Origin of the sequence: Enterococcus sp. DIV1368f (assembly GCF_051712245.1) — a bacterium.
Taxonomy (GTDB): Bacteria; Bacillota; Bacilli; order Lactobacillales; family Enterococcaceae; genus Enterococcus; species Enterococcus faecalis.
Window position 1 is genome coordinate 2,504,318 of the sequence record NZ_JBIOON010000001.1, and the last position, 24,224, is coordinate 2,528,541.

The 24,224-nt window shown below is 37.8% G+C and carries 26 protein-coding genes; 5 read left to right on the forward strand and 21 right to left on the reverse strand.

Annotated features, from left to right (window positions below; translation table 11 throughout):
* Window positions 1-7: 7 nt before the first annotated feature.
* The gene (gene pepA / locus IGL07_RS12205) at window positions 8-1,084 is read right to left on the reverse strand and encodes a glutamyl aminopeptidase (protein ID WP_002355013.1); all 1,077 of its coding nucleotides are present in this window, start codon (window positions 1,082-1,084) and stop codon (window positions 8-10) included.
* A 306-nt stretch (window positions 1,085-1,390) separates the two neighbouring features.
* Here pepA and IGL07_RS12210 point away from each other — a divergent pair, with 306 nt between their 5' ends.
* Together IGL07_RS12210 and IGL07_RS12215 are read left to right on the forward strand one after the other, a co-directional pair.
* Window positions 1,391-1,732: a PepSY domain-containing protein gene (locus tag IGL07_RS12210; RefSeq protein WP_002355012.1), complete on the forward strand. Its 342-nt coding sequence runs from the start codon at window positions 1,391-1,393 to the stop codon at window positions 1,730-1,732.
* A 318-nt stretch (window positions 1,733-2,050) separates the two neighbouring features.
* Entirely contained in the window at window positions 2,051-3,706 is a 1,656-nt protein-coding gene (locus tag IGL07_RS12215) for a peptide ABC transporter substrate-binding protein (RefSeq protein WP_002355011.1), read from the forward strand.
* Window positions 3,707-3,772: 66 nt separating this feature from the next.
* Here IGL07_RS12215 and IGL07_RS12220 read toward each other — a convergent pair whose 3' ends face one another.
* From IGL07_RS12220 to IGL07_RS12250, 7 genes are all read right to left on the reverse strand, one after another.
* Window positions 3,773-4,609: a PTS system mannose/fructose/sorbose family transporter subunit IID gene (locus IGL07_RS12220; RefSeq protein WP_002395657.1), complete on the reverse strand. Its 837-nt coding sequence runs from the start codon at window positions 4,607-4,609 to the stop codon at window positions 3,773-3,775.
* The gene (gene agaW / locus IGL07_RS12225) at window positions 4,581-5,354 is read right to left on the reverse strand and encodes a PTS N-acetylgalactosamine transporter subunit IIC (RefSeq protein WP_002375617.1); all 774 of its coding nucleotides are present in this window, start codon (window positions 5,352-5,354) and stop codon (window positions 4,581-4,583) included. The genes IGL07_RS12220 and agaW overlap by 29 nt, the downstream gene beginning before the upstream one ends.
* A gap of 24 nt (window positions 5,355-5,378) precedes the next feature.
* Complete coding sequence (gene nagA, locus IGL07_RS12230) at window positions 5,379-6,530, reverse strand: N-acetylglucosamine-6-phosphate deacetylase (RefSeq protein WP_010712881.1); 1,152 nt, start codon at window positions 6,528-6,530, stop codon at window positions 5,379-5,381.
* 46 nt (window positions 6,531-6,576) lie between these two features.
* On the reverse strand, window positions 6,577-7,053 hold the full coding sequence (gene agaV / locus IGL07_RS12235; protein WP_002355007.1) for a PTS N-acetylgalactosamine transporter subunit IIB: 477 nt from the start codon (window positions 7,051-7,053) through the stop codon (window positions 6,577-6,579).
* A gap of 26 nt (window positions 7,054-7,079) precedes the next feature.
* A complete protein-coding gene (locus tag IGL07_RS12240; RefSeq protein WP_002361048.1) occupies window positions 7,080-7,517 on the reverse strand; it encodes a PTS sugar transporter subunit IIA in 438 nt (145 codons plus the stop codon).
* Between the two features lie 146 nt (window positions 7,518-7,663).
* Window positions 7,664-8,758, reverse strand: coding sequence for an acyltransferase family protein (locus IGL07_RS12245; RefSeq protein ID WP_010817678.1), 1,095 nt, complete (start codon window positions 8,756-8,758; stop codon window positions 7,664-7,666).
* 86 nt (window positions 8,759-8,844) lie between these two features.
* The gene (locus IGL07_RS12250; protein WP_002386284.1) at window positions 8,845-9,660 is read right to left on the reverse strand and encodes a carbohydrate deacetylase; all 816 of its coding nucleotides are present in this window, start codon (window positions 9,658-9,660) and stop codon (window positions 8,845-8,847) included.
* A 143-nt stretch (window positions 9,661-9,803) separates the two neighbouring features.
* On the opposite strand from IGL07_RS12250, the gene IGL07_RS12255 reads away from it, so the two are divergent.
* Window positions 9,804-10,556 carry a MurR/RpiR family transcriptional regulator gene (locus tag IGL07_RS12255; protein WP_002365331.1) on the forward strand — a complete coding sequence of 251 codons (753 nt, stop codon included), beginning with the start codon at window positions 9,804-9,806 and terminating at the stop codon, window positions 10,554-10,556.
* A 68-nt stretch (window positions 10,557-10,624) separates the two neighbouring features.
* Here the strand turns inward: IGL07_RS12255 and IGL07_RS12260 are convergent, their stop codons facing one another.
* Entirely contained in the window at window positions 10,625-11,176 is a 552-nt protein-coding gene (locus IGL07_RS12260) for a DNA-3-methyladenine glycosylase I (RefSeq protein ID WP_002372857.1), read from the reverse strand.
* 76 nt (window positions 11,177-11,252) lie between these two features.
* The gene (locus tag IGL07_RS12265; RefSeq protein ID WP_002355000.1) at window positions 11,253-12,029 is read right to left on the reverse strand and encodes a peptidase C39 family protein; all 777 of its coding nucleotides are present in this window, start codon (window positions 12,027-12,029) and stop codon (window positions 11,253-11,255) included.
* A gap of 216 nt (window positions 12,030-12,245) precedes the next feature.
* Here IGL07_RS12265 and IGL07_RS12270 point away from each other — a divergent pair, with 216 nt between their 5' ends.
* Window positions 12,246-12,608: a hypothetical protein gene (locus IGL07_RS12270; protein ID WP_002354999.1), complete on the forward strand. Its 363-nt coding sequence runs from the start codon at window positions 12,246-12,248 to the stop codon at window positions 12,606-12,608.
* A gap of 72 nt (window positions 12,609-12,680) precedes the next feature.
* Here the strand turns inward: IGL07_RS12270 and IGL07_RS12275 are convergent, their stop codons facing one another.
* From IGL07_RS12275 to IGL07_RS12290, 4 genes are all read right to left on the reverse strand, one after another.
* A complete protein-coding gene (locus IGL07_RS12275) occupies window positions 12,681-13,817 on the reverse strand; it encodes a hypothetical protein (RefSeq protein WP_010817679.1) in 1,137 nt (378 codons plus the stop codon).
* 94 nt (window positions 13,818-13,911) lie between these two features.
* Window positions 13,912-14,487: an energy-coupled thiamine transporter ThiT gene (thiT, locus tag IGL07_RS12280; RefSeq protein WP_002354998.1), complete on the reverse strand. Its 576-nt coding sequence runs from the start codon at window positions 14,485-14,487 to the stop codon at window positions 13,912-13,914.
* A 163-nt stretch (window positions 14,488-14,650) separates the two neighbouring features.
* Complete coding sequence (locus tag IGL07_RS12285; RefSeq protein ID WP_025189590.1) at window positions 14,651-15,304, reverse strand: PepSY domain-containing protein; 654 nt, start codon at window positions 15,302-15,304, stop codon at window positions 14,651-14,653.
* A 76-nt stretch (window positions 15,305-15,380) separates the two neighbouring features.
* Window positions 15,381-16,166, reverse strand: coding sequence for a hypothetical protein (locus IGL07_RS12290; RefSeq protein ID WP_002354996.1), 786 nt, complete (start codon window positions 16,164-16,166; stop codon window positions 15,381-15,383).
* Window positions 16,167-16,399: 233 nt separating this feature from the next.
* On the opposite strand from IGL07_RS12290, the gene IGL07_RS12295 reads away from it, so the two are divergent.
* On the forward strand, window positions 16,400-17,134 hold the full coding sequence (locus tag IGL07_RS12295) for a class A sortase (protein WP_002354994.1): 735 nt from the start codon (window positions 16,400-16,402) through the stop codon (window positions 17,132-17,134).
* Between the two features lie 47 nt (window positions 17,135-17,181).
* Here the strand turns inward: IGL07_RS12295 and IGL07_RS12300 are convergent, their stop codons facing one another.
* The 7 genes from IGL07_RS12300 to pnp all read right to left on the reverse strand — a co-directional run bounded on the left by IGL07_RS12300 (window position 17,182) and on the right by pnp (window position 24,168).
* Window positions 17,182-17,412 (reverse strand): hypothetical protein, encoded by a 231-nt coding sequence (locus tag IGL07_RS12300; RefSeq protein WP_002383277.1) that lies wholly within the window; start codon window positions 17,410-17,412, stop codon window positions 17,182-17,184.
* Between the two features lie 88 nt (window positions 17,413-17,500).
* Window positions 17,501-17,971, reverse strand: a complete 471-nt coding sequence (locus tag IGL07_RS12305; protein WP_010817681.1) for a low molecular weight protein-tyrosine-phosphatase — start codon at window positions 17,969-17,971, stop codon at window positions 17,501-17,503.
* Window positions 17,972-18,011: 40 nt separating this feature from the next.
* Window positions 18,012-18,581, reverse strand: coding sequence for a TetR/AcrR family transcriptional regulator (locus tag IGL07_RS12310; RefSeq protein WP_002354991.1), 570 nt, complete (start codon window positions 18,579-18,581; stop codon window positions 18,012-18,014).
* A gap of 177 nt (window positions 18,582-18,758) precedes the next feature.
* Entirely contained in the window at window positions 18,759-20,174 is a 1,416-nt protein-coding gene (locus IGL07_RS12315; protein WP_025189592.1) for a CHAP domain-containing protein, read from the reverse strand.
* Window positions 20,175-20,505: 331 nt separating this feature from the next.
* Window positions 20,506-21,015, reverse strand: coding sequence for a rod shape-determining protein MreD (gene mreD, locus IGL07_RS12320; RefSeq protein WP_002354987.1), 510 nt, complete (start codon window positions 21,013-21,015; stop codon window positions 20,506-20,508).
* Window positions 21,012-21,872, reverse strand: a complete 861-nt coding sequence (mreC, locus tag IGL07_RS12325; protein WP_002383273.1) for a rod shape-determining protein MreC — start codon at window positions 21,870-21,872, stop codon at window positions 21,012-21,014. The genes mreD and mreC overlap by 4 nt, the downstream gene beginning before the upstream one ends.
* Before the next feature lie 181 nt (window positions 21,873-22,053).
* The gene (gene pnp, locus IGL07_RS12330) at window positions 22,054-24,168 is read right to left on the reverse strand and encodes a polyribonucleotide nucleotidyltransferase (protein ID WP_002367402.1); all 2,115 of its coding nucleotides are present in this window, start codon (window positions 24,166-24,168) and stop codon (window positions 22,054-22,056) included.
* Between the last annotated feature and the right edge of the window lie 56 nt (window positions 24,169-24,224).

The window sequence follows — 24,224 nt, forward strand, 5'->3', positions numbered from 1 at the left end:
ACATCCTCTACTTTCCGTAAACAATTGTATTAACTGTTGATTTATCCAAGCCACGTAATGCTTGTAACAACATTTCCCGCGCTGCTTCATAATCCGCAATACTAAACATTGTTTGATGCGTATGGATGTAACGACCACAAACGCCGATGACTGTACTTGGTACACCATTATTAGTTGTGTGCGCTGCCCCAGCATCCGTTCCGCCTTTAGAAACAAAATATTGATACGGAATATTGTGTGTCGCTGCTGTATCTAATAAATATTCACGTAAGCGAGGCAATGTGATCAAACCTGGGTCGAAAATCCGTAATAACGTTCCTTCACCTAAATGACCATACGTCCCTTTTTTCGTGTGAATATCATCTGCCGCTGAACAATCCACCGCAAAGAAGATATCTGGATTAAATTTATGAACAGATGGTTTAGAACCACGTAAACCAACTTCTTCTTGTACGTTTGCTCCAGCAATTAATGTGTGGCCTAATTCTTCATTTTGTAACGTTTCCAATGCATCTAATACCAACGTACAACCATAGCGGTTATCCCATGATTTACTGATAATATTTTTGCCATTGGCTGTTTTAATCGTTTCTGTTTGTGGAACAATGGAATCCCCTGGACGAACACCAAAGCTTTCAGCTTCTTCTTTTGAAGAGAATCCTGCATCAAATAACACATCAGAGACTTCTAATTGTTTTTGACCACTCGTACCACGCAACAAGTGTGGCGGAATAGATGAAGAAATACATGGATAGTTCCCTTTACTTGTTTTTAACGTAAAACGTTGTGCTGAAACAACATAGGGATTCCAGCCACCTAAAGGAACCACTTGGAATAAACCATTATCGTTAATTTGAGTTAACATGAAGCCAACTTCGTCCATGTGGGCTGCTACCATTACGCGTGGCGCTGCTTCCACTTTTGAACGTTTAATCCCAAAAATACCACCTAAACCATCATATTGAACATCGTCCACTAACGGGGTGATATGTTCTTTCATGTACGCGCGAATGTCGTCTTCAAATCCGCTGGTTCCTTGTAATTCAGTTAATTCCTTGATTCGTTGAAATGTTTTTTCTTCCATAGATGTATGTCCTATTGCTTTTGATTTGTTGGAAATTACGCCAACCAAGCGTCACTTTTTCTCTAAAAAGTCACTTTATCCTGTCGATAAAAATAGGTACTCCTTTCATATGATTTCACTCTTATTATAACGCAAATACTAGAAAATGCACATCGCTTTCTCTTTTTAAACGTGACAATGAGAATGCTCTAAAAGAATGATTGAAAAACTTTTTTTATTTCTCAGCGGCCCCTTCTCTATGGTAAAATAAGAGTGATACTGACAAAAGTAATAGTAAGCAGAAACCGACCAAGGGAGGTCATACAAATGAACGAAGAAAATGAGTTGACATACTTTAAAGGCGGCTTAGCGCTAGGCGTTGGTCTTGGTTTAGTAGGCGGCATTGCCTCAACCTTGTTCTACCATAAGAAAAAAACAATCTCCGCTGATCTCGTCTTAGAAAATGTAAAAGCTGCTTTTTTAAAAGAAGGACCGATTGAAGGTTCGTGGATTGAATTTGAGAAAAAGCCCTTGCGGAAATTCGCCATCCACTCCAAAACGTATACTGGAGGAATTTGCCGCATTGAAGACGACGGCATTGTTCAATACGAATTCACTGCAGATGCCTACACAGGAACTGTCATTGATATCCAACGATTAAAAGATTAAAAAGATTGTTACAAAAGCACTTATTTGCTTTTGTAACAATCTTTTTTTCTTCTCATTTGTTTTTTGTAAAAGGGATGTTTATTTTATGTCAAAAAAATCAAATCAATGATGAATAAATACTCAAAAATCGAATGTTTTCTGCATGGAAATCACCTCAAATCTTTACTTATCAACGTTTGTCCACTTTTTTCATAAAAAAGATTAGACATTTTTTAAAAATTGATAAAAGAATAATCATTTCTAACGATTTTTTAATTTCTCCTTTTCATTTTTACATTATACTGAGAGTATTGCTAAAAATGAAAAGGAGCGTGTCAAATGAAGAAATCTGTTTTATTTACTTCATTACTTGTATTATCAAGCTTAGCTTTAGCGGCCTGCGGCGGTGGCAGTGACGATAAAGGAGCAAGCAACGGCGGCAGCGACAACCAAGTATACACAATGGTTGAATCCCAAGAAATGCCTAGTGCCGATCCGTCCCTTGCGACAGATGAAGTGAGTTTTACCACTTTAAATAATGTCTACGAAGGAATCTATCGTTTAGATAAAGACAACAAACCCGCACCTGCTGGTGCAGCCGAAAAAGCGACTGTTTCAGAAGACGGTTTAGTTTACAAAGTTAAATTACGTGAAGAATCAAAATGGTCTGATGGCAAACCAGTTACTGCTGCAGATTACGTTTACGGTTGGCAACGAACAGTGGACCCTGCCACTGCTTCAGAATATGCCTACATGTTTGAACCAGTAAAAAATGCTGAAAAAATTTCTAAAGGGGAACTACCTAAAGAAGAATTGGGCATTAAAGCAATCAATGATCATGAATTAGAAATCACTCTAGAAACAGCAACACCATATTTTGACGATTTATTGGCTTTCCCTTCTTTCTTGCCGCAACGTCAAGATATCGTTGAACGTTTTGGTAAAGATTATACAAAGAGTAGCGATAAAGCAGTCTACAATGGTCCGTTTACGCTAACTGAGTTTGATGGTCCCGGAACAGATACTAAATGGTCTCTAACTAAAAATGAAGAATATTGGGACAAAGAGACGGTCAAGTTAGATAAAGTCGCTATCAACGTGGTGAAAGAAGCCCCAACTGCCTTAAATCTTTATGAAACTGGTGAAGTGGATGATACGTATTTATCTGGCGAACTGGCCCAACAAATGCAAAACTCGCCTGACTTGGTCCAATTAAAAGCCGCTTCTTCTTTCTATTTAGAAATGAATCAAGCAGATGAAAAATCACCATTGACCAACGCAAACTTACGTCGTGCTATGTCTTATGCCATCGATCGCGATTCATTAGCTAAAAACATTTTAGCCAATGGCTCTCTTCCTTCACAAGGCTTCGTTCCTGTGGATGTCGCGAAATCACCAAAAACGGGTGAAGACTTTGTTAAAGAAGCCGGCAGCGACAAATTAGTCAAATACGACAAGAAAAAAGCTGTGGAATACTGGAACAAAGCGAAACAAGAACTTGGTGTTTCCAACTTAACGGTTGATTTAATGGTAGACGACTCTGAAGGCGCTAAAAAAATGGGCGAATATCTTCAAGGATCACTATCTGATACTTTGGAAGGCTTAAAAGTAACTGTGACGCCTGTCCCTATGGCTGTTCGCTTAGATCGTACCTTAAAAGGGGATTTCCAAATCGCTGTTCGTGGTTGGAGTGCCGACTATTCAGACCCAATTAACTTCTTAGATTTATTAGAAAGCTCAACTTCTAATAACCGTGGACGTTACAGCAATCCTGAATACGATAAATTCATTGCTGCGTCCAAAACCACAGATGTTAACGATCCTGAAAAACGCTGGGAAGATCTAATCAACGCTGAAAAAACAGTAATTGCTGATATGGGTGTTGTGCCAATTTACCAAAAAGCAGAATCACACTTACGTGCACCAAACGTGAAAGAAATTATTTATCATCCAACAGGTGCTAAATACGACTTCAAGTGGGCGTATAAAGAATAATCACTCGATTAAATTTAGAAAAAGATTTGGAACAATAGCGATTTTGGCTATTGTTCCAAATCTTTTTTATATAATGCCGACTAAAGAACCTAACAACCCAAAAATCACAGTAAAAATAATTAAAGCAATCGGCGTACGTCCTTTTTTCAACATAATAAAACAAAACAGCGTAAACACTAAAGGTAGTAAATTGGGCATGATTGTATCAAACAATTGTGTTTGAAGGTCTAACTTAGTATCTTTCAAGCGAAAAACAAAAGTTGTCGTTAATTGTACACTCTTCGGAATCAACGCACCCACCACGGAAATTCCTACAATTGTTGCTGAACGAGATAATTTTTTAGTACTTTCGCTTAAAACTGAAATTGCTTTGACACCCATTTTATAGCCTAGATTAATTAACCCAATTTTGGCAGCCATATACGGAATATTAAATAACAACAAGAAAACAATTGGTCCTAAGATATTGCCTTCTAATGATAGTTGTGAACCAATCGCTGCTGCAATCGGCAAAACGGTTAAATAAAATAACGCATCCCCAATTCCGCCTAACGGGCCCATCAACGCTGTTTTAATCGCTTGAATGGATTTTGGTGATTCTTTTGACTCTTCCATTGCAATAATCACACCATGCATGAATGTCACCAATTGTGGATTCGTGTTCATAAATTGTAAATGATTTTCCAAAGAAAGAGCTAAGTCTTCTTTATCACGATGAATCTTTTTCAATCCTGGAATTAATGAGTAGGTCCAGCCGCCTGCTTGCATTCTTTCATAATTAAATGAAGATTGTAGCAGATACGAACGGAACATTATTTTTTTTAACTCTTTTTTTGTTATTACTTTTTCGGATATCGTATCATTATATGTTTCTTCAGATGCCATCTTCTTCAAACCCTCCATTATTATTTGATGCAGTAACTGTATTATTTCTTTGTGAGTAAAATTCATATAAAGCAATTGCGACAGCTAAACCTGCAACCGCTAATGTATCTAACCCTAAATAGGCAGCCATAACAAAACCAAAAATAAAGAACGGCACGTAGGATGTTTCCCACATCGTTTTTAATAACATGGCGAAACCTACTGCTGGCATCATACCACCTGCAACGCTCAAGCCATGAATACTCCATTCGGGTAGAATAGAAATGAAACTAGAGGCTTTATCAGCACCAAAGAAAATACATAAAAATACTACAAAAAAATAACAAATGAATAAAACGATTGGTAAAAAACTAGACATTCTTTCGATGCCTCTTGTATCTGCTTTTTTTGCATAAGCATCAAATTTGTGCATAATTGGTGACATCGCTGTATATAACAAGGTAATTAACGCTTGCGCTGCAACTGCGAAAGGAACAGCCAAACCTACGGTCACTTGTGGGTCAGATTTTGTGATAATTGCTAACGCTGTTCCAATAACTCCCCCAATTACTACGTTAGGTGGTTGCGCACCGCCGATTGCTACTGCACCAATCCAAACTAACTCTAGCGTTGCTCCAGTGATTAACCCTGTGTTGACATCTCCCAATATTAAACCAACAATCAGCCCTGTAACAATCGGACGATGAATATGTGTCTGTAAGACAAGCTTATCAACCCCTGCTATCCCAGCCCAAATCCCTACCAAAATTGCCTGTACTAACATTTTTTTCCTCCTATTAGACTTCGTCTACTTTTTATAAACTGTTTCACCATTTACTAAGGTTTCTAGCACTTCGTATTTCTCATCAATAATTGTAAAATTACCTAAAAGCCCTAGTTTGATTTCTCCCATAGATTCGTTCACATTCAACAAACGAGCTGGATTTTTCGTGACTGAATTAATAGCAATCACTTCTGGAAGTAATGCTTTTTCAACAAGGTTGCGAACCATATTATTTAAATGGTTCGTACTTCCAGCTAACTTGCCATTGGCTAAACGGACCACATTTTGTTCATCAATAACCATTTCGATCCCTTTTTCTGGTTTTGGATAAACGCCTGGTTGACACCCTTTGGCCCAGATAGAATCTGTCACAGCAATTAAATAGTCCTTGCCTTTTAGTTTGGCTAACACACGTACTAATGAATAATCAACATGCACCCCATCAGCAATAATTTCAGCAAACGTTTCTTCACTATCCAAAGCAGCAACTACTGCGGTTGGTTTCCGGTGACTGATATCTTCCATTCCATTAAACGTATGGGTAAAACTTTTTGCACCTGCTTCGACAGCTGCCATTGCTTGTTCATAGGTTGCAGCCGTATGGCCAATTGAAATGACTACATCATGTTCATGACAATATGTAGTCAAGGCATTCTCTACATCATTTTCTGGTGCCAACGTCATTAATTTTATGTGCCCTTTTGCTAACTCTTGCCATTTTTTAAATGTCTCAACGGATGGTTTTACTAATAACTCTGGATTATGAGAGCCACGAAATTCTTCAGAAATCATTGGTCCTTCCGCATGAATCCCTAAGATTTGTGCCCCGTTGGTTCCTTGGTCTTCCTCAATAAATGAACCAATCACTTCAAATGAATGTTCCAAGTCTTTTGGAAATGTGGTTGACGTTGTTGGTAAAAAAGCTGTAATCCCCTCTTCTGGAAGGTAAGCTTGCCACTCTTTGATAAATTCATGATTGGCATGATTGGCATCCCCACCATGCCAACCATGATCATGAATATCAATAAATCCTGGAAGAATGCGCTTTGCTCCGTATTCTTTATCGACAGCTTTTTCATTGTACGGTAGAATTGCAACAATTCGTTGTTCTGACACTTCAACTTGAGCTGGTTGAAATTGTTCGTTAATCCATACGTTTTTACTTTGAATAATCATTCTTCCCACTTCTTCTCTTCAAAATTATTGTCCAACATTACTTTTTTTATGAAAATAATGCATCTAAACTTTCTTCTGGCGTTGACGGTACACGTTGAATCGAAAGTTTAACACCTAATTCTTGTAACTTTTTAAAGGCGTCTACATCTGTTTTATTAACGGCAACAGCGGTAGCTACTTGTTTTTTGCCTTCTTCCATATGCATATTACCAATGTTTAATTTTTCAATTGGCACACCACCTTCTACCAAACGCAATGCATCAACAGGATTATCAACTAACAGAAAAATCTTTTGTCTTTCTGAGGCTTTATGAATGACCTCAATCGTTTTCTTAATGGAGAAAAAACGGGTTTGTACTTCTGCAGGGGCCGCCATGTTTAACAATTGTTGGCGCATTGTATCCTCAGAAATTGCATCATTTGCGACTAAAATTAAGTTGGCGCCTAAAGAACCGTTCCATTGTGTTGCGACTTGACCATGAATCAAGCGATTATCAATTCTTGTTAATAAAATATTCGGCATAGTGCTTCCTCCTCTTTTCTAATTGGTTAGATTCCGTCTGCTTCTTCTTGAGTATTTGCTTGTGGTTGTTCTAGTTTTTTATGAACAATCCCGTCTCTGGCTGAATCTGTGACCATTGAAACAAAATCTTCTACGTTCGTGCTGATTGTGCGTAATGCAAGCCCTTCAAGAACCATCGGTAAATTTGTTCCTGCTAGCACTTCGACATTTGGATAATTACTTGCGACAGTCATTGAAATTCTAAACGGTGTGCCACCTAAAAGATCAGTTAAAATGACCACTGCTGGACATGTCTCCAGCATAGAGTCAACGGCTTTACGAATGTTTGACTCTAATACATCAAGCCCTGTATCATTGAAAAAAGGGACCGCCTGAACATTTGCTTGCTCTCCTGCAATCATACTAACTGATTGATGCATTCCAGTTGAAAATACCCCATGTCCCGTTAAAATAAGACCTATCATTTATTCTTTCTCCCCTAACTATTTACTGAGCTTACTATTTAATTGGATAAGCAGAACTTATTCCTCAAAGAGTGTAACAATTCTTGTAACAATTGAGTATGCTTTCCCATGATTTTGGACGATGATTTCTATTTAAGAACATGTCCCTATACAGATACAAGGCGTCCCAACTTAAAGATGCTTTTGAAAAAATACTCGATTACAACCGTTAACCCAAATGAGCCAACAAATGTACCCATATACAACACAAGAATAACCAAGCTGACTGGTTGATTGGTTAAAAACGGGTGGACCAGTTTCAAGACCAATTGAAAAACAAAAACATTCGCTAAATAACTGCGATACGCATAAGTGGCTACCCATTTAACCATTGGTAAAAGACGAATCTTTTTGGCTATTCCTTGTGTTCCCAAATAAAAAACCAACCCGATAATCAGTAAACTATAGGCACTTTGAAGAGGATCCAAATAAGGTAGATCGTTCGGTGTCATCTGTGTTCCATCAAATAAATTCCCTTGGACTGCCTGCCAAAAAATAAAAAGAAACAACAGAAATAGCGCCACTCTCGTCTTTTTCAAGAAAGTAAAAATTTCCCCTTGATACTTCGCTGTGATGACCCCGAAAATACCATAAATGAGATAACTAAGCCCTGAACGATCTATTAAGTACCAAAGAGAAGTTTCTGCATATGGAAAAATCATTTTCTGGTACCAGAAGCACCACAGGATATGCGCACCGATTGTAAAAAAGACAATTGGTAAAATCACTTTTTTGTTTTTTGTAATTCTGGTTGCCAACCAAATAAAATACGGCATAAATAATTGGAATTGCAACATCATTACGGCATACCATAGATGTGCCGCGCCATCACCACTGAGAACTTTTCCTAGAAATCCTAGGGGCGTTTCATAGGGCATTCGTTGTTGTAAACTAGGAAAAGCGTATAGATAGAGACTTGACCAGACCACATAAGGAAGCACCAATTCATAAAATTTTTCCTTTAAAAATTCAAGATACGATTCAGCTTGACTCTTTAACACCGTGTTGTAAATAATTGCAAAAATAAACATAGGTGCCGAATATTTAGACATTCGGTAAAAACTACCGATTGAATTCATTGCTTCCGTTTGTGGAGAATGTGTCAACACGTATGATAAAACCGTTTGTAAAATAACTGATGCTACAGCGAAAACTTTTAAAAAATCGCTGATATTCAGATTTATTGGTTGTCTTTTACTCATGTACGTCCTCTTTCTTTCAATAATTTAGCGTGTAAGTAAGCGCTCGGATTAAGAACTTACTCACACGCTATTCACGCTTCTTTGATTTACATTGCTAGCGATTCATAATTGGCTAACAAGATGCCGCGTTCTTCAATCGCTTCTTTGACTTCTTGGGACGTTAATATTTCCACTTCACGAATTCGAGGCATACAATACCCTGATTGCTTTTGTAAAATAGTATCGATAAACGCAGGATGACAATTGATTTCAAAGACCTCTCCTTCACTACAAACAACCATATCAAGCAATTGCAAGATGGTTTCAGTTGAAATCGCTTTGTCATAAAATTGATACAACATTTCATCTGGCGTGCGAACATCCTGATATAACTCTAAATAGTCTTTTGTTTCAATACTTCTTGAAGCGTTACGTAAAGGTAATTGATATTTGCGAGCAAGTGCCAAAGCCACACCTAATAACTTTTCATTTTTTCCGTGAACGTTATGATGAGAATCAATATGATCAGGGCGTCTGCCACTTTTCATAAATGAAATAATTTGAGCATCCCATTCGTTATAAACCTCTTCTAAATTGACTTTTTCTTCAAAAATCGATTGATGCCAAAAATAACCAGCTTCATCTACTAAGGAAGGAACCATTTCTCGAGGTAAAATAGGTTTTGCTTGGTTCAATGTCAATGTTAAATGGACACCGATAGCTAAAGTCGGTGCACTGATTCGAGCACTCTCCATGGCCTCTAAAAAATAAGGAGAAGTTGGTAATGCGGTTGTTGAAGTAACCACGCCACGTTTGTGTGCTTCAATGATTCCTTGCGTTACCGCTGGCGTGTAACCAAAATCATCAGCGTTGATAATTAATTTTTTATTGCTCATTTTTCCCCACTCTCTCTTCTGTTTCATGAATTTTTAGTTGTTTCTCTATTGATTGTAGCTAAGTGGCGCCTTTTTTTATAGCTAGTTTTCTGATTGAGTGCTATAATCTACAAATAAGACCATGTCCCTAAAAAAGGACATTACGTTCACAAACGACAGGAGGGATCAGCATGCTGTTTTTAACCTACGATCCACAATTAAATCCAACAGAATTAGAGATTTACAAGTATATTAGCCACAATATTGAAAAAGTTCCTTATATGACAATTCGAGAATTAGCAGATGAAATTCATTTCAGTAAAACGGCAATCTGGCGTTTTTGTCAAAAATTCGAGTGTGAAGGCTATACAGATTTTAAATTTAAATTGAAGAATTATCTAAGCGAACGAAAAAAAACAGCCCAACCAAAATCTTTAGATGAAACGATGCTGATTCATTTTTTGCAACGCTCATCAGAAGAATTATTAGAAGGACGGATTGTTCAAGCTGCGGAATTACTGGCAAAAAAAGAATTTGTTCTTTTTATTGGCGAAGGAACGTCCAAAGTCCTAGCTGAATTTGGTGAAATTTATTTTTCCAGTATCTATAATTTATCTGCTTCTGTATCCCACCTTTTTTCCCATCCCGTTAGCAAATTATCTGAAGAAACGGCTAAAAAAGTGGGCGTTATCGCCTTATCAGTTTCGGGTGAAACACAAAAAGTTCGGCAAAATATTGATTATTTTATCGAAATGGGGATTGATGTAATTGCTATTACAAATAGTGAAAAAAGCACGATTGCTCAACTTTCAACAGTCACGATCCCCTACTATATCACAACCGAGAAAAGTTCCATTGCAGACGTAACGTCCCAACTACCTGCACTATTCTTAATAGAAAAGTTGGCGAAAACTGTTTCAACGATGTTAAATGAGTGTCCATAATCACTGCAAAAAAAGGAAGGAACTAGCAATTCGTTTTGCTAGTTCCTTCCTTTTTAATTCTTCTATACTTATTTATACTGACACGTTTCTAAATGATCATTCACCAATCCCGCCGCCTGTAAAAAGGAATAGACTGTCGTTGCGCCTAAAAACTTAAACCCTCGTTTTTTTAACGCTCGACTAATCTGTTGCGATAATTCCGTGGAGGCTGGAACCTCTTCTGGGTGCTGCCAGTGATTAACGATTGGTTGCTGATCGACAAAGTTCCAGAGGTAGCGATCAAAGGAGCCAAATTCTGCCTGAATTTCTTGAAAAACTTGCGCATTCGTGATGGTCGCTTGAATTTTTAAACGATGACGAATCACACCAGGATTTGCTAGTAAAGCTAAAATTTTTTCCTCATCATATCGCGCAATTTTCCGATAATCAAACGCATCATAAGCTGCTCTGAGCGTTTCTCGTTTATTCAAAATAATCGCCCAGCTTAAGCCCGCTTGCATACTTTCCAAGGTCAATAACTCAAATAACTGTTGCTCTTCATGAACTGGACGTCCCCATTCATCATCATGATAGGCTTGCATCTCTTCAGTTGTATTCGTTGCCCAAGTACATCGCTCCATTGTCCTGCCTCCTTTTATTTGCTAAAAAAGATGCGAACAAAGGGTACTGCCTGTTGTTCCACACCTTTTCTTATTCCTAATAAAATGCCCAGAAGTTTAACGCTTCATTCATCACTTCTTCGGCTGTAAATGTCCGTTTTGAATGGCCCTTTTCTTCTGAATCGTTTGGATCATTAATCCAAAAATCGCCTTTTTCATCCACACCACTCATCACCATAATGTGACCAGTTGTAGTGAAATAGCCCGGTTTTACAGAAATAATGACTGGATGACCTTCCTTCAAGAAAGCTGCCACTGTTTCAATATCCCCAATTTCTTGACAGTTATAGCCTTTCATTTCAGCATATGCACTAAAAATAGACCACGCCGTTCCTTGCCCTTCCATAAAGAAGTCATTTTTTGCCCACGCTAACACATCTAGTGGGGTAACTTCTTGGTGATCCATGTATGAACCAACCATTGCAAGCGACACAATCGCACAGCCATTAATTTCGATTGTATTCGGCTTATCTACATTGCCAAATCCGTATGCGGTGTCTTTCCATTTAGCATCTGTCTGCAATTCTAACGGCAAATCCAGATGTCCATTATATTGCTTCTTTTCAATTTCTTGATTGACCTGTTGTCCATAGCTTAGAGGTTTGACTTTTTTCTCAATTTTAACTGGTGCTGGTTCTTTTGTTTTACTTGATTCAGCACTAGCTTTGACATATGAATCATCAAACCAACTTGAAAACCCACCTGATTTCATCGGCGAAAACTGCGCTAACAACCCGCCAAAGCCAAACGATACCAACAACACCGTGAGAACTTTTTTTTGGTAACCTGATGGTTTTTTTGACATACTATTCATCCTTTTCTATCTATTGACTACATCCGATAATCTTATGTATTTCTTATATGCTCACACATTATACTACTTTCTTTTTCGAAAAACAGAAACGTTGGTAAATTCTCATAATTATTGAAGGCGAACATATTTTCTTGAATTTTATCACAAAATTAGGTAAAATACAGGTAATTAGTCATTTGAGTTTTATTCTATTTTATTCGTAAAGGAGGCAGAAGAATGGATCAACATAAAGCTACCATCAAGAGCATTTCTAAACTGATTACGCTCTCTTCCCAACATTTCTTTTCGGCATTTTTAGAAGATTCTCAAGATCAAAAGAATAAAGAAAAGGAACGCAGTGCGCTTTTACAAGAGCTCCAAGTCGCTGCCGCCCAAAAATCCTTAGTGGTCTTACAATTGAAAGAAGTCCCTACAGCGCATAAATTCGAAACGGTGATCGGCTGGATTGTCTCAAAAAATATTTCGGACAATATCGTCGTTCGTTTACAAACGGATGAACAACAGTTGCGCATGATTCCTGTTGCTTCTGTCATGAAAGTCAGCACGTTAGCCAATCGTCACCAACGTCAAATTCACTAGAATATTGAAGTCTTTATAAAATAAATAGAAACCACCAACTCTGGCGATTGCAGGTTGGTGGTTTCTTTTATTCTAGGGGTGCGCCAAAGCGACCTCAATTAAACGATTTTCTGTTTGTAAAAGATCAAACAGTGTGCCAATTCTTTCTAATTGTTCCAAGTCTATTTGATAAAGTTTCACTCTTGGTTTGGTGAGCCAGGAGCCTTGTGTAAGCTTCATTCGTTCTTTGATTAACACGCCTTGTTCATAGAGCGTTTTTATCTCTAATTCAGAAACTTGGTCTGTCAAAGAGGCCCAGCGACCATGGTGAGCCAATTCTGGTAAAAAAGTAGTGCCTTCTTTTTGAGGGAACACCTTTAGTAACTGTTGATTAATCTCCCAAGCTTCTTTCAGAAATTTAGCTTTTTTTGATAACTCATCGTAGTAAAACAAATCAATTTTAACAAGATCGTACCATTCCTCTTCCTCTAATTCCTTGATTTGTTGCTCCTCGAAGTGTGCCCAACTACTTGCTAACAACTCTTTTTCTAATCTCAATAGCTCTTGTTCTGCTTTTTCTTTCGCTACTTTCATGCGCGCTTTAGCCGCTTTTTCTTGTCGTAAGCTTTCTTGTAGAAATTGAATTTGCTGCTCTTCTTTTGTTTTTATTTTAGATTGTCTGCCCACTTGTTGGGGTAAACTTGCCTGTTGATAATATGTACCCGTTACGGATGCTTGTTCTATTTGTCGTACGTTATTTAGCCACTCGTTAACAATTTCTACCAATGATTGCGTGGTTGGATAATTCATTTGTTGTAAGCTTGCTTCGAGGTTGCAAGGTTGTGCTGCATTGGAACAGATTGGTATAAATTCACAAAAATAACAATTCTCTGTGTCGCTTGTTTCGACTTGTCCCTTTGTCCAGATAAAGAGAGGAAACAGGTGTTGCAACTTTTCTAGCAAAATCTTCGGGTCTAAGGCCAGTCCTAAACAACGGATGCTTAAATAACTTTTGCTAGCTGATTGCTGTAACAGCTTTTCTGGCATTATTGTTCTTTCGTCCAGCCTAGCAAATGACTGTTTTTGTTGCCATTGCTCAACTAGCTCCTGCTCACTTAACGGACCGAAAATGGTTGCTCTTTTTGCCACCTGTGGCAAAGCCTTCGGATAAAAAGAGACTTCTAACAATTCACTCAGTGAAACCACCGCCTTTTTTCTTTTTTTATTCATATTATACAGTACTCGACAACGAAATAGCTAGTTGCTTTAAAAAGAAAAAAGTCCTAAGTTAGAAGTAAAGGAACCTTCTGACTTAGGACTCAACTTATTTCTTAGGAACAAATAATTGCGGTGCTACTTTTGCCAATAAGCCTAGAACTAGACTTACATACAAACAATTGACGACAGTACTTGTACCGTTTAGAACAAAGGAATAGAGATATGGGCTCATCCCTTCTGGTGCATACATGCCCCAAACCAATACACCCGCCCAAAAATGCCAAAACCAGCGGGCGAAGACTGCGACAACACTTCCTAAAATAATCGTACGAATGGCTGATTTTAAACGATTCGCTTGAAAATACAGTTGAATTTTTCTAGCGAATACGCCACCCATTCCTCCAAACGCAAAAGCAAAGGGATATTCAAAAATAATCTGTGGAACGGACAAGAAATTTTTCATGGCTGTGCCGAGAATAATATTTAACATGCCCCAAACAAAGCCTGCTGCAACTCCGGGAAGCAACCCACGACGAAACGAATAAAGAACTAATGGGACCATTCCCAACGATAGGTCCAAGCCACTATTGGCAAATTCAATCGGTAAAAAAGAGAGGGCCATTGCCATTGCTGCGACGACTGTTCCTTCTACCCAAATACGTAAATCCATTTTTCTAGCCAAACAAATTTCCTCCTATGTTCTGACGCTCTCAACCATTAATACATCGTTATTTTACCATAGGGACTTTAGAAAAACACGTTTGTCGAACAAGCAAAAAAATAGCTGGACCAACGTTTAAGGGAATCAGCTCCTACTCAAACGTATGCCAGCTACTGTTTATCCATTAATCGTCCCGCTCAGTTGTCAAAATTTTACCAGAATGAGCATCGATTTTTACCTCTATTTTTTGTTGGCCCTCTTTCACTTTCACTTCCCAATAAGTGATTCCTAATTCTTTCTCTAACTTCCAATCTGTTGCCTGGCCGACTTTCGCTTCTTTTTCAGCCAAGGTTGTGGCTTGTTCTCTGGAAATGATATTTGTTAAATCAAGTACCTCTTCTTGCATTTTAACGCCATTTTGTTCATCGGCATCCAAGGTTTCGACTTTTTCTTTTGTGAATTCGCCAGTCTCTGCGTTCACTTCAACTTGATATTCTTTTTGCTGATCCACGCCTTCTATTTCATAAAAATAACGGCCAAAATCTGTATCTAACTGCAGACTTGTTATTTTAGCTTCTGGATATTTTTTCTCAAATGCTGTCGTTACTTTTTCTAAAGAGACAGCTACCGCACTTGTCTTCTCTGATGTCGTCGTTGCTTCTTGTTGTACGGATGAACTTGTTTCACTAGTTGATATTACTGTTTCTTTTTGTTCATTTGTTGATGAAACAGCAGTAGGCGTTTTGGCTGTACAGCCAGCTACCAAAAAGAGTGCCAAGCCAGTCAGAGCGCCATAGAGTATTTTTTTCATTAAACAACCTTCTTTCCTTTTTATCATTTTATTATACTTGATTTCTCATTCAAATCATAGCTACAAAAAGAGCCCTACTTTAGTTGATAAAGTTAGAGCTCTCTCAGCCTTCATGGGCTAACATAAAAATTTCACCGAAATCATTCTCTTGTTCAATGTGCCAAATGCGTTTTTCACTATTATAGACAAGCGTTGCCAAAATTTCTTCTTTTTGGTAAGAGGTATTTTTCATCTTGCTAAGTGAATCTTCCACCAAGTAAATAGGAATCCGATATTCTTCTTTATCCACTTCCGTTTGTTGGAAGCAAAAAATAACACCTTCTTGCAAGATACCTTTCATATTTTTAAGTAATTCAGGACTTAATTTTTCGACAGGCGTATTTCGTTTAAAGAAGGCCTTTTTCTGGTTCACTTTCTCTAAAACAACACGTGTAATTTTATCAGCAAAGATTCGATAAAATTCATCAATATAACGATAATAGACACGCGTCATCTGATCTGCAAATTCAAAAAAGACAAAATCATTTTGTAGCTTATAAAAGAAAGGCGAATGCAAACTATTCTTCATGTGTCCAAAATAAAGAAGTTCCGAAATTTCTAATGGCGTTAGCTCTTTTAGCATCGTCACATCGGAAAAGTCAATCCATTTAATCTCTTCAGTCATCCAACGACGTTGTAGCGATTGAAAATAGCGATTGACGCTTTCTTCTCCACGAATAATTTTCAAGCCTGAATGCATATCGTATTCGCCAGCTTCGGCAGAAGGATCTAATAATAGTAAGTTCTGTGGATGATGCACAATTGAACGAACAAAATCGGAATGGGTAATTCCTTTAGATAAAACCGCGTTGCTGGTTACATCTATATGTACATAAATTAAATCAAGCAAATTCCCATCTCCCCTCTACTAGCCTCCTTACCATTTTACAATATTTTCAAAAGAAAAGCTTGTTTCTTTTACTTTAAAATTCCATTACAAAATGAGGATTTTTTTGAAAAATCAATCGATTCAGTTGTTTTTTATTAAATCAAGGTCCGGCCAGCTTACCTATTCCCCAAAGAAAATAAATAGGTTTTTCAAATAAATTGTGGTAAACTTGATACATTAAAAGGAGGGAGAATATGCGCCCAAAAGAGAAAAAAAGAGGAAAAAATTGGTTAATCAACAGCTTATTAGTTTTACTATTTATCATTGGCTTGGCCTTAATTTTTAACAATCAGATACGCAGTTGGGTGGTTCAACAAAATAGCCGCTCGTACGCCGTTAGCAAGTTGAAACCAGCTGATGTGAAGAAAAATATGGCTCGTGAAACAACGTTTGACTTTGATTCAGTTGAGTCCTTGAGCACAGAAGCGGTGATGAAAGCCCAATTTGAAAACAAAAACTTACCTGTGATTGGTGCCATTGCGATACCAAGTGTCGAAATTAATTTGCCCATTTTTAAAGGATTGTCAAATGTCGCTTTATTAACCGGTGCCGGGACCATGAAAGAAGATCAAGTCATGGGGAAAAACAATTATGCCTTGGCTAGTCATCGAACGGAAGATGGCGTTTCCTTATTTTCACCTTTAGAAAGAACCAAAAAAGACGAACTCATTTATATCACTGATTTATCTACTGTTTATACATACAAAATAACTTCTGTAGAAAAAATCGAACCAACCCGTGTTGAGTTAATTGATGACGTTCCTGGTCAAAATATGATTACCTTAATTACCTGTGGCGATTTACAAGCAACGACGCGAATTGCTGTTCAAGGAACATTGGCAGCAACGACACCTATTAAAGACGCCAACGACGATATGTTGAAGGCTTTCCAATTGGAGCAAAAAACTTTAGCCGATTGGGTGGCTTAATAAAAAAATCCTTGAAAAGTTTTGACACTTTTCAAGGATTTTTTGCTTTATTTCATCGCTTGGCGTTCTTGCTGTTTCAAACGAGCAAAACCATAACGAATACCTGCAAATAATAAAACTAACGGAGATAAGAAGACAGAGATCATTAACCATTCACTTGTATACATACTACTAAAAGATAAATGATACGTGACAGCATACACTAGCGGCAGACTCATTATCAACAATAAATAATACAAACTCAATTCAAAAACATAGGATAAATAACTACTGTTCATCTTACTTCCCTCCTGTCTCTTTTTCCCTGAACAATTTGTTAACACTATTGTACCAAGGGGAAACAGAAAGTACTATCGGACTATAGTCTTAATCTTTCAGCTGTGCTTTTATTTTTTTCAACCATTCAGAGGTACCTGCTTCCACTAAGCGGTAAGTTTCCTCAAAATCACCAGTATAATAAGGATCAGGTACGTCCATGGTTTCTTTACCAGCCACAACTTCCATAAATAAATGAATCCGCCGTTGCTCTTCTTGAGGAGCTAATGCTTTTAAATCTGCCACATTATTCGCATCCATCCCAATGATATAATCATATTTTTTAAAATCACTTGGCTGGATTTGTGTCGCCCGCATTCCTTGATAGGAAATTCCTTGTTGCTCCAAAATTTTTCTGGTTCCCTTATGTGGCTGACTGCCAACTTCCCAGTGGCTAGTAGCTGCTGAAAACACTTGAATAATCGATTCTAAACCGGCTTGTTGGACTTTCTGACGAAAAATCGCTTCTGCCATTGGCGAGCGACAAATATTGCCTAAACAAACAAATAACACAGTTACCACAACGTTTCACTCCTTCATAAAACTTTTTATCCTTCACACATTACTCATTGGCTTCTTGTTCATACAAATGATAAGCCATAAATTCTGTATCTTTCGCTAAACGGAATAATTGCGTCGCCATTTCCAAAGGAGTCTGAGGATATTCCTCAAGAATCCATTTCGTTAAGACGCCACTACATCCATAGGAAAAGAAATTCGCATAAAATTGTTTGTCTTTATCTGTTAAATGATTCTCAACATCGACTTGTTCAAATAATGATATAAATAAGCGATTGGTCGAAGCGGAAAAAACATTAAGAAGAACTTCTGAATCTGAGGTCACCGTTGTATAGTAGAAATGGCTCTTCTCTTTAATCGCTTTTAATAACTTCAGGGCTTGTTCCTCCCAGTTTTCCAAACAAATATCTGTTTCTAAGTAAATCAATGCATCGTGACGATAAATCCAACGTAATAAATCATATTTATCTGTAAAGTGATAATAAAATGTTTGGCGATTCAAGCCCACTTTTTTGGTAATATCTTGGACACTTATTTTACGAAAATCCTTTTGTTCACATAATTCTATTAAAGCTGAAGCGATTGCTTGTTTTGTATCGTGCGTTCCGCTCATGCTGATTCCTCCGCTCCTAATATGTATATACCTCTATAATTGCAAAAAAACGGCCAGATTACAATATTTTCAGATACATTTTATGCATATATTTAAAATTAAATGAATAAAAAAAGCGGCAACTAACGATTTTTGTTAGTTACCACTCCTTGTTATCAATTATTAATAGATGACTATTTAGCCTGGAAAACGCCATACAACAGCGCGGAATCCTGCTGGTGGTGCTGGTGACCAGTTAGAGTTAGAAGAAACATAACCAGAACCTCCTGGGTTGTTCGCTTCAACGATTTGAACACTTCCACCACTTACACCTGTAACTAAGACAGTATGCACGCCACCAATCCAGCTATCTGGACTATAGGCACTTTCATATTGAACAACATCGCCTGGTTGCACGTTACTCCAGCTAACTTGTGTTGCGCCAGAAGCAACATAGCCACTGTTTGGACCACCATAACCGAAGTTAATACCGCCTGCCGCTAACCAGCGACGAACGGATACTAAACATTCGCCTGGCTGATTCCAACCTGTTGCATAAGAATTACCAACATCTGCTAAAGCTGCATTAATTGCGGCTTGTTTTCCTGAAGTCACGCCACCATTCCCTGGTTTTGCTTCATTGCCTTTTTCAGGAGTCGTTGGGTTAGTTACAGGAACTTCTTTTTCAGGTGCTGATGCCACAGGTGTTGTTACAACACTTTCTGTTTCAGTACTTGAAGTTGTTGTTTCTTGCGTTGTGGTACTTTCAGTAGTTGTTGATGATTCTACTACTGGTGTTGCGGCTTTTTCTTCAGCGGCAGATGCTGCTGCCTCATTGGCTGCTTTTGTTGCTTGCGCTTGCTCTGCTGCCGCTTTTTGTGCTGCGGCTTGTGCTTGCGCTGCCGCTTGTTCTTCTGCTTTTTTAGCAGCTGCACGTTGGCGTGCTTGTTCTTCTGCTAAACGTTTTTCTGCTTCTTTTTTCTGTTTAATGAAGCCGTCTTTTTTCCCTTGTTCTTCAGAACGTTGTGCTTCTAAATCATTTTTAGCCACTTCTTGTTGAATCTTCAATGTTTTTAATGATTCTGTTTTGTCATTTAATTCTTTTGTTGCTGCTTCTAATTCAGCAATTTGTTTTTCAACATTCTTTGTTTTCTTTTCAACAGTCGCTTTGTCTTCTTTTTGTTGTTCTAGTAATTCATTGTTGGCGCTCATCATTGTTGAGACCGCTTGAACGCGACCAATTGCATCTGCTACTGAATCTGCATCTAAGACAGCATCAATAATTGAATCACTTTGACCATTCACTTGGACATCGCGTGCTTGTTTTGTCATTTGTACTTCACGTTTTTGAATACGGACATTCAAATCAGAAATTTCACTATATAATTTAGATACTTCTGATGATAGCTTGTTCTTTTTAGCTGTTAATGTATCGATTTGTTTGGCCGTTTCAACCATATCATTTTCAATCGCGGCAACTTTTGCTTCTGCATCTGACATTTGGCTAGTTAACGCATTAATTTTTTGATCTTGTTGTTGAATCTTTGTATCGTATTCATCTGCAAATGCTGCGGATGGCAACGCTACGCTTGTTAAGGTAATGGAACATACCATTAGAGCCGATAATACACTTTTCTTCAATCTGTTGTCCTCCGAAAATCCTTTTTTGTTAAGCTTTTTTATTATTTATTAAAATTTGAATAAATTTCTCTTTTTCAACGATAGAGCAATTGTAGCATAGCTGTATGTCACTGAGATAATATGGATGTTACAGTAATATTTCAATTTTCTTCTTGTAAATGACAAAAAAAAGCTTCACTTTTTTCACAACTTTCTTCAAGGTTCCAGGGTAACCTTCTCATTGTTTTGTTATTTAAAGAAAATAAAAAAAGCGAAAAATGCTAACAAATGAGCATTTTTCGCAAACGAACAAAATTTTCAATTTTTATTTTACGGAAAACAGTTTTTTCAGCGGATAAGATAAAATAACATACCACACCATGTTTAATAGCAGTGTAGGGCCCAACACACGTGTAATAAATAAAATTGGGCTGACATCCGCTAAATGAAAGGCCACTTGAATCAGTACCGCAATCAGTTCATACAACGTGGTAAAAATAACGATCCCAAAAAAACCAGTTAATAAATTTGTTTGAATTACTTCTTTAAATGTATACATCAACATAACCGAAAGCGTCAGTGCGACTGTATAAATCCCGATAATGCCAATGTAGTAGCTATCGCAAATAAAACCTAAAATTAACGAAGTAATTAATAAATAACGTTTAGAGAAATTAGGAACGGCAAACATAAACGCAAGTAATAACAGATGAGAACTGGCGAAGTAAACATTGCTTGTCCACGTTTCAAAAGACTTTGTTAAATGAGCATCAATTAACATTAAGAAAAACAAGAGAATAGGTGTGACGTATTTTAAATACTCTTTCCGAATCATTCGCTTTCCCCTGCCGATCTTTTCACGACCGTCACAACGGAGATACCATAGACATCCGCATAAGGTTTCACATACACTTCACGATCTAAACCAAAACTATCTGGTTTCACTTTAATAACTGTCCCTACCGCTAAATCGGCTGGGGAATTACCACCTAAGCCAGAAGTCTGAACGACATCGCCTTCTTTCAGAGTGGCATCGCCAGTTAATTGTGACACAATTAATGCATTCGTCTTATTGTCGTAATTTTTAAGTAAACCAAACGATTCGCCATTTGCGGAAGTTACTCGCACAGGGAAATGGTTCGAGTTGACATTTTTAGACGTTAGTAGTTCCACTTTTGCAGTCGTTGCATTGACTTCAATGACACGCCCCACTAACCCTTTTTGCGCCATGACCGCCATGCCCGCTTCAATGCCGTCATTGGTTCCTTTATCGATAATTAATAAGTCTTGCCAAGTATCAGGCGAACGCGTAATGACATTCGCAGTTACTTTTTCATAGTTGGCCAACGTTTCGTTCAGATTCAATTCTTGTTTTAAACTATCAATTTCGCGTTTATAGTTATTGTTTTGGACAGCTAATTCATTATAGCTATCAATTTTTTCTTTCAGACGTTCGTTTTCTTTAAACGTGTTAATTAAATTGCCCATTGAAGACAAGCCGTTTTCCACCACACGAGCTGGAAAAGAAATCACACGATCCACCATACTAACGCTATTATTGACGCCACCTTGAACGACATTGGTTTTGCCTTTTTCAGAACGTTGCGCAGCAGTTAAACTAATAATGGTTACTAAAATAATGACTAAAATTAAGGTAATGATTATATTTTTATTTGGATTAAATTTTTTCACAAAGACACCCCAGATATTCTTCAGACTGATAGTATTAATTTTACCACTAATTGACTATAAACAAAAGAGTTGGCGATCGTCTTTAGCTTTTTTTATCATTTCTTTTTTAGGGCTTGTTTTCAACGAAAAAACCAACGAAAAGAAAGGAAGCTTCCTTGGTTTTCGTTGGTTTAAAAAGAAATTATTTTTCTTTGTTTTCTTCGTTTAATAATGCTTTTCTTGAAACGTTGACACGGCCTTGTTTGTCAATTTCAGTTACTTTGACAAGGACTTCGTCGCCTAATTTCACGACATCTTCAACGTTGTTCACACGTTCGTTTGCTAATTGAGAAATATGGATCAAGCCATCTTTGCCTTTAATTAGGTTAACAAACGCACCAAATTTTTCAATGCGGACAACTTTTGCTAAGTAAACTTGACCGACTTCGACTTCTTTGGTTAATTCTTCAATAATCTTGATGGCTTTTTTAATCATTTCGGCATCTGATGAAGCAATACTTACGTTACCGTCTTGATCGATATCAATCTTAACACCAGTTTCATCAATGATGCTGTTGATTGTTTCGCCACCTTTACCAATGACATCTTTAATTTTCGCTGGTTTAATTTGAATCATTTCAATTTTCGGTGCATATTGACTTAATTCTTCACGAGGGGCAGCAATCGTTGTTGTTAATTCTTCTAGAATTTCCATCCGTGCTTTCTTCGCTTGGTCTAATGCTTCCGTTAAAATTTGTTCTGTAATTCCTTGGATTTTGATGTCCATTTGTAAAGCAGTGATTCCGTCTTTCGTTCCCGCTACTTTAAAGTCCATATCGCCAAGGTGATCTTCTAAGCCTTGAATATCTGTTAAGATTGTATAGTTTTCACCATCACTAACAAGACCCATTGCAATACCTGCAACTGGCGCTTTAATTGGCACACCCGCATCCATTAATGCTAATGTTCCCGCGCAAATACTTGCTTGTGAAGAAGAACCATTTGATTCTAACACTTCTGCTACTAAGCGGATTGTGTAAGGGAAGTCTTCTTCTGATGGAATAATTTGTGCTAAGGCACGTTCACCTAACGCACCGTGACCGATTTCACGACGACCTGGTGAGCCCGCGCGTCCTGTTGAACCAACAGAGAATTGTGGGAAGTTATAATGATGGATGAAACGTTTGCTATCTTGGACACCCAACCCATCGATAATTTGATGTTCCCCTAAAGGCGCTAATGTACAAACGGATAAAGCTTGTGTTTGACCCCGAGTAAATAAGCCAGAACCATGCACACGTGGTAAAATACTTACTTCTGATGATAAATGACGAATTTCGTCTAATTTACGGCCATCCGGGCGAATCTTATCGATCGTGATTAACTCACGTACGACATCTTTTTCAAGATCTTCCGCAATTTGTTTCACTTCTTTTAGTAATTGCGCTTCTTCTTCGTGTTCCGCAAATTTTTCAGCGTAAACTTCTTTGACTGTATCTTTTACTTTGTCAATTTCAACTTCACGCGCTAATTTTTCTTCCGTCATTACGGCTGTTTTCATTGTATTGTAGTACGCATCAAAAATTTCTTTTTTAAGATCAGCGTCCACTTGTAATAAGTCCACGTCCATTTTTGGTTTACCTACAGCGGCAACGATTTCTTCTTGGAACGCCACTAGTTCTTTGATGGCATCAAAACCGAAAAGTAAGGCACCTAACATATCTTCTTCTGATACTTCTTTGGCACCACTTTCAACCATATTGATGGCTTCTTTTGTTCCAGCAACAGTTAATTCAATATCTGTTTGTTCCGCTTGTTCTACCGTTGGGTTTAAAACATATTCGCCATTAATACGACCAACGTCAACACCAGCAATTGGTCCATCAAACGGAATATCTGAAATTGCTAACGCTAAGGAAGACCCAAACATTGCAGCCATTTCTGGTGTACAATCTTGATCCACACTCATAACGATGTTCGTGATTTGGACTTCGTTACGGAAGCCTTCTGAGAACATTGGACGAATTGGACGGTCGATTAAACGAGCGGTTAATGTCGCACGTTCACTTGGACGACCTTCACGTTTAATGAAGCCGCCAGGAATTTTTCCTACCGCATACATTTTTTCTTCATAGTTTACAGTTAATGGGAAAAAGTCTACATCTTTTGCTTCTTTAGAGGCAACAGCAGCACTTAAAACGACCGTATCGCCGTAACGTACTAAGACAGCTCCATTGGCTTGTTTGGCTAATTGGCCGATTTCTACTTCTAGTGGGCGGCCGCCCCAAGTTGTTTTAAAGACTTGTTTTTCTGTCATAATTCTTCTCCTTTACTCTTGCTCTTTGGAAAAGTCAGACGGCTACTAAACAAATG